The organism is Gammaproteobacteria bacterium (genome assembly GCA_037388465.1).
GTDB lineage: Bacteria > Pseudomonadota > Gammaproteobacteria > SpSt-1174 > SpSt-1174 > JARRKE01.
The window spans coordinates 1-5,161 of record JARRKE010000109.1; the positions used below are offsets into that span (position 1 = coordinate 1).

6 protein-coding genes are annotated in these 5,161 nt (G+C 65.0%); all 6 read right to left on the minus strand.

What is annotated here, in order from left to right; all coding sequences use genetic code 11:
- The coding region (locus tag P8Y64_13410; protein MEJ2061462.1) for a sulfite exporter TauE/SafE family protein at positions 1 to 461 on the minus strand (461 nt) is incomplete at its 3' end.
- Positions 462 to 497: 36 nt separating this feature from the next.
- The gene (locus P8Y64_13415; GenBank protein ID MEJ2061463.1) at positions 498 to 1,910 is read right to left on the minus strand and encodes a malonyl-CoA decarboxylase family protein; all 1,413 of its coding nucleotides are present in this window, start codon (positions 1,908 to 1,910) and stop codon (positions 498 to 500) included.
- On the minus strand, positions 1,907 to 3,220 hold the full coding sequence (locus P8Y64_13420; protein ID MEJ2061464.1) for a TRAP transporter large permease: 1,314 nt from the start codon (positions 3,218 to 3,220) through the stop codon (positions 1,907 to 1,909). The genes P8Y64_13415 and P8Y64_13420 overlap by 4 nt, the downstream gene beginning before the upstream one ends.
- A gap of 1 nt (position 3,221) precedes the next feature.
- Positions 3,222 to 3,749, minus strand: coding sequence for a TRAP transporter small permease (locus P8Y64_13425; GenBank protein ID MEJ2061465.1), 528 nt, complete (start codon positions 3,747 to 3,749; stop codon positions 3,222 to 3,224).
- A gap of 56 nt (positions 3,750 to 3,805) precedes the next feature.
- The gene (dctP, locus tag P8Y64_13430; GenBank protein ID MEJ2061466.1) at positions 3,806 to 4,798 is read right to left on the minus strand and encodes a TRAP transporter substrate-binding protein DctP; all 993 of its coding nucleotides are present in this window, start codon (positions 4,796 to 4,798) and stop codon (positions 3,806 to 3,808) included.
- Positions 4,799 to 4,841: 43 nt separating this feature from the next.
- Positions 4,842 to 5,161 (minus strand): FCD domain-containing protein (locus P8Y64_13435; protein MEJ2061467.1); only part of this gene is annotated, 320 nt, incomplete at its 5' end.

Below are 5,161 nucleotides of genomic sequence, written 5' to 3' on the forward strand. Positions count from 1 at the left end.
CCCATCAGGGCCGAGACGGTGCCGATGACCAGGCCGGCCAGCAGCAGGCCGAACCGTTTCGGCAGCTGGCGATGCGGTTTGGAGGCGTTGCCCAGCATCATCTGCGCGGCGACCAGCAGCATGAACAAGGCAAAGGCCGTGCGCAGGGTCGCGCCGCTCAGCTGGTCGGCGATGGCCGCGCCGATCAGGCCACCGACGAGGATGCCGGGGGTGATGAGCCGGAACACCGGCCACTGGATGGCGCCGCGCCGGTGGTGGGCGCGGATCGACGACAGCGAGGTGATCACGATGGTGCCCAGCGAGGTGCCGATGGCCACGTGCATCAACACCCCCGGGTCGACGTGCTGGTGCTGGAACACCAGGGCCAGCACGGGGACGATGATGATGCCCCCGCCGATGCCCAACAGTCCCGCCAGGGTGCCGGCCAGGGCACCCATGCTCAACAGCATGACGATATCCATATTCAACGTGGTTCCGCCTTGGGATGAATGTGCGTATCAGGCTTCGGTGACGTCGCGGGCGGGCAGTAGCTCGCGGACGCTGCGGTACTGGCGGCCCAGCGATTTCGACAGGGCGATGCTGCCGGTGGCGGTGAAGCGTTCGTGGTTGGCCTCGACCTCGTCGGGATCGTAGAGATAGTTGACCATGACGCCGAACGAGGCCTCCAGGTGGTCGGGCGTGGCGGCCGCGAAGGGATTGATACGCTCCAGACGCGCGCCGTTGGCGAGGTGGAAGTTGGCCACCGGATCGGTCACGCCCTGGCGGGGACCCGGCAGGGTCAGGTAGGTCAGGGCCAGGCGAATCAAAGGTTCGGACAACAGCTCGGCGTGCGGCACGCCATCCCGGTCGTCGAGCAGGGCGAGCATCGCGTCGCAGGGGTTGGTCTGCCCGGCCGTCTGGCAAAGCGGTTCGGACCACTCCTCCAGCAGGCGTTCGAGCAGTTCGCGGGGCAGGTCATGGCTTTCGCCGGCCAGCGCCGGACGCATGGTGGCGGCGAAACGCGGCATGGGGGACAGGGTGGCGAAGCACTCGAGCTGCGGCAGTTCGTCGCGCAGTTCGGACAGCACCTGCTTGATGAGGAAATTGCCGAACGACACGCCGCGCAGGCCGCGCTGCGTGTTGTTGATGGAGTAGAAGATCGCGGTGTCCGCCTCGGCCGCCGGCAGGACCTCGGCCTGCAGGTCGAGCAGCGGTGAGACCTTGTCGCTCATGCCATTGACCAGGGCGATCTCGACGAAGATCAGCGGCTCGTCGGGCATGCTGGGATGGAAAAAGGCGAAACAGCGCCGGTCCTCGGCCAGGCGGCGGCGCAGGTCGTCCCAGCCCTGGATGGCGTGCACGGCTTCGTAGCTGATGAGCTTTTCCAGGATCTCGGCCGGGCTTTGCCAGTTGATGCGGCGCAGCTGCAGAAAGCCGCGATTGAACCAGGAATGGAGCAGGTGCTGGAAGTCGGCGTCGACGCCCTTGAGATGAGGGTGCTGGCGAAGCTGGCGCAGCAGGTCGCCGCGCATCGCCACCAGCTGCCCCGTGGCCTGCGGCGCCATGTTGAGGCGGCGCAGCAGTTCCTGGCGCGGCGGTTCGACCATGGCCCACAGGGCCAGGAAGTCGTCCACCGAGTTGCTCTCGAAATATGCCTCGGCCGCGGGGCGAATGCGTGCCGGGTCGGGGCCGTAGCGCCGGTGCAGCAGTTCGAAAAAATTCAGGCGCTCGTCCGGGGCCATGGCCTGGTAGGCGCGCAGAATTTCCCGCGACAGCGCGATGCCCGAGGCCTCGCCGTGTTCCGCCAGCAGGCTGTCGCACAGCATCTGGACGTCGGGCCTGCCCGAGGCGTCGTTCTTGAGCCTGAGCAGTTCCCGGCCGCGGTCGGCGACCGAGTCCAGCAGGCGGTCCAGCCAGTGATTACGCATCATCCACCGCCCATCAGATGGTTGGGTAGCCAGGTGGCGATGCCGGGGAACAGCGTGAGCAGGATGATCCCCAGCACCATGCACAGCATGAAGGGCAGCGCGCCCCACAGGATGGTCGGCAGCTTGATGTCCGGCGCGATACCGTTGATGACGTACAGGTTCAGGCCCACCGGCGGGGTGATCAGGCCGATCTCCATGTTGATGGTCAGCACCACGCCGAACCAGATGGGGTCGTAGCCGTGCTGCTGGATGATGGGCACCAGGATCGGTGCGGCCATCAGAATGACCGCGACCGGCGGCAGGAACAGGCCGGCCACCAGCAGGAAGATGTTGATGTACAGCAGCAGCACCCAGGGGCTGACGTTCAGGCCGCCGATCCATTCGGCCAGGGTCTGGGTGACGTACAGCGAGGACAGCATGTAGCTGAACAGGGCGGCGGTGCCGATGATCAGCATGATCATGACCGACTCGCGGGTGGCGAGGCGCAGGATTTCCCACCACTGGCGCGGATCCCACATGCGGTAGATGAACACCGCCAGCAGGATGGCGAACAGGGCGCCGACGCCGGCTGCTTCGGAAGGGGTGGCGACGCCCCCGTACAGCGCCCACAGCACCGCGCCGATGAGTGCCAGGAACGGCAGGATGCGCGGCAGGATCTCGATCTTCTGGCGCCAGCTGTACTGGGTGTCGCCGATCTTGAACCGGTAACCCTTTTTGGAGGCGTAGATCAGCGACCAGGTCATGAACATGGCGGTCAGCATCAGGCCGGGCAGGATGCCGGCGATGAACAGGCGTCCGATGGAGGTGCCGGTCGCGATGCCGTAGACGATCATGGTGATGCTGGGCGGGATCAGGATGCCCAGCGTGCCTCCGGCGGCGATGGCGCCGGTGGCCAGGGAGCTGGGATAGCCGCGCTTTTTCATCTCCGGAATGCCCATCTTGCCGATGGCGGCGCAGGTGGCCGGCGACGAGCCGCTCAGGGCTGCGAAGATCGCGCAGGCGCCGAGGTTGGAGATCAGCAGGCCGCCGGGCACGCGATACATCCAGCGTTCCAGTGCTTCGTACAGGTCGCCGCCGGCGCGTGAGGCGGCCACCGCCGCGCCCATGAGAATGAACATGGGGATGGCCAGCAGCGCAAATTCGTTGAGTCCGCCGAACAGGGTGTCCGCCAGCACCGAGAGGCTGCTGAGGCCCTGGAAGGCGACCAGGAAGACGACGGCGACCGCGCCCAGGGCGAAGGCCACGGGCATGCCGCTCAGCAGCAGGATGATCAATGCGACGGCTACCAATAATCCGATCGTCAGGGTGCTCATATCACCTGTCCTGGATGCGTGTTTCGGGGGCGAGGCCAAAGGGCAGCTCGCGGCCGGTGATCAGGCTGAGCATGTCGGCGATGTATTGCAGGGAAAGCACGGCGAACCCGATCGGCATCGCCGCGTAGGGAATCCACAGGCGTACCCCCCAGATGGTGTCCGAGTGCCAGTCCTTGGACCAGGCCTCGTGCCACAGGCTGAAGCCGTACCAGGTGATCAGCAGGCAGAATATCAGCGCGATGGTGGAGGCCAGCAGTGCGAGCACGATGCGCGCCCGGTGGCCGAGATACATGGGCAGCAGGTCGACGTTGACGTGGCCGCGGGTGAGCAGCACGTAGGGGCTGCCGACGAAGGTGGCGGCGATCAGCACGTAGGTGACGAACTCGCTCTGCCAGGACGTCGACTGGTCGAACAGATAACGCAGCGTCACCATCTGGCAGACGACCAGGACCGCGCTCACGATCATGGCGGCGGACGCGATGCCGCACAGCCGCGACAGGGTGGCGACCAGCTTGATGAATAGGGTCATGGAAATGCGCCGAGAGATCCCGGCCGGACGCTTGGCGTCCGGCCGGAATGGTTGCTTTATTTCACCGACAAGGCCATATCCAGCAGCTCACGCCCGCCTTTGACGCGATCCGCAAAGTCCTTGTAGGAAGACTTCTCGGCGATTGCTTTCCATTCGTCGAACTGCTTTTTGTTCATGGTGACGACCTTGACGCCGTGCTTCTTGTAGGTGTCGACCAGGATCTTGTCCGCCTCCTTGCCATGCTCGTAGGCGTATTTCTCCGCATCCTTGCCGGCGGCCAGGATGGCTTCCTGCTGGGCCTTGTTGAGGCGGTCGAAGGTCTTTTTCGACATCAGGATCGGCTCGTACATGAACCACAGCGCGTTCTTGCCGGGCGCGGTCAGGCAGGAGACCTGTTCGTAGATGCGATACGAGACCAGGCTGGCGGAGCTGGTGTTGGCGCCATCCAGCACGCCGGTCTGCAGGCCGGTGTAGATCTCGGAGCTCGGCATGCTGTGGATCGAGGCGCCGGCGGCGGCGAGCATCTGATTGAAGGCCTTGCCCGCGGCGCGGAAGCGCTGTCCCTTCACGTCCTTCGGGTCGAGCACGCAGTCCTTCTTGGAGACGAAGCCTCCCGCCAGCCAGGTGTCGGACAGCACGATGACACCGGCGTCGTTGATGACCTTCTTGATGCGCTTCATGAACGGCGAGTGGTCGAGACGCTGCGCGTGTTCATGGTTGCGGACCAGGCCGGGCATCAGGGTGAGATTGAACTCCGGGTGGCGGCCGCCGGCGTAGTCCAGCGGAAAGGCGGTGATGTCGAGCTGGCCCTTCACGATGGCGTTCCACTGTTCCTTGGGCTTGAACAGCGACTTGCCGGGGTAAACCTGGATCTTGAGCCCGACGTTGGCCTTAGCCACGTCGCGCGCAATGATGCGCACCATTTCGTCGCGCATGTCGCCTTTGGGCCATTGATGCGAGGCGCGCAGCACCAGGTCGGCGGCGCTGGCCTGGCCGGCCAGGACGACGCCCAGGGCCAGGGTGGCGGTTGTCAGCAGTTTTTTGATCATTATTTCCCTCCTCCTCTGTGTATGAGGCATGTTTTATTGGATATCAGACCGCGGCGGACGACTCGTCGTGTGCGGTCAGTCGATTCAGTGCGATGCCCTGCTGAATCAGGTGCTCCTGCATGCAACGGTCGGCAAGATCGGCATCGCCGCTGCGAAAGGCTTCCATGATGCGCCGGTGTTCCTGCAGGGAGGCCTGCAGCCTGCCCGGCAGGGTGAGTTGCTCGTGTCGTCCCAGCCGCATGATGCGGCGCAGGTCGGCGGCGACCCGCTGCAGCCAGCGGTTGCCGGACAGGTCCTGAACCGCCTGATGAAACGCGCGGTTGTCTTCGTAATAGTCGTCGATGTTGCCTTCGGCCGCGTACG

Excerpts from the sequence above, each read along its gene's own strand:
- P8Y64_13415 (MEJ2061463.1), bottom strand. The coding sequence starts at position 1,910 with ATGATGCGTAATCACTGGCTGGACCGCCTGCTGGACTCGGTCGCCGAC.
- P8Y64_13420 (MEJ2061464.1), bottom strand. The coding sequence starts at position 3,220 with ATGAGCACCCTGACGATCGGATTATTGGTAGCCGTCGCATTGATCATC.
- P8Y64_13425 (MEJ2061465.1), bottom strand. The coding sequence starts at position 3,749 with ATGACCCTATTCATCAAGCTGGTCGCCACCCTGTCGCGGCTGTGCGGC.
- dctP (MEJ2061466.1), bottom strand. The coding sequence starts at position 4,798 with ATGATCAAAAAACTGCTGACAACCGCCACCCTGGCCCTGGGCGTCGTC.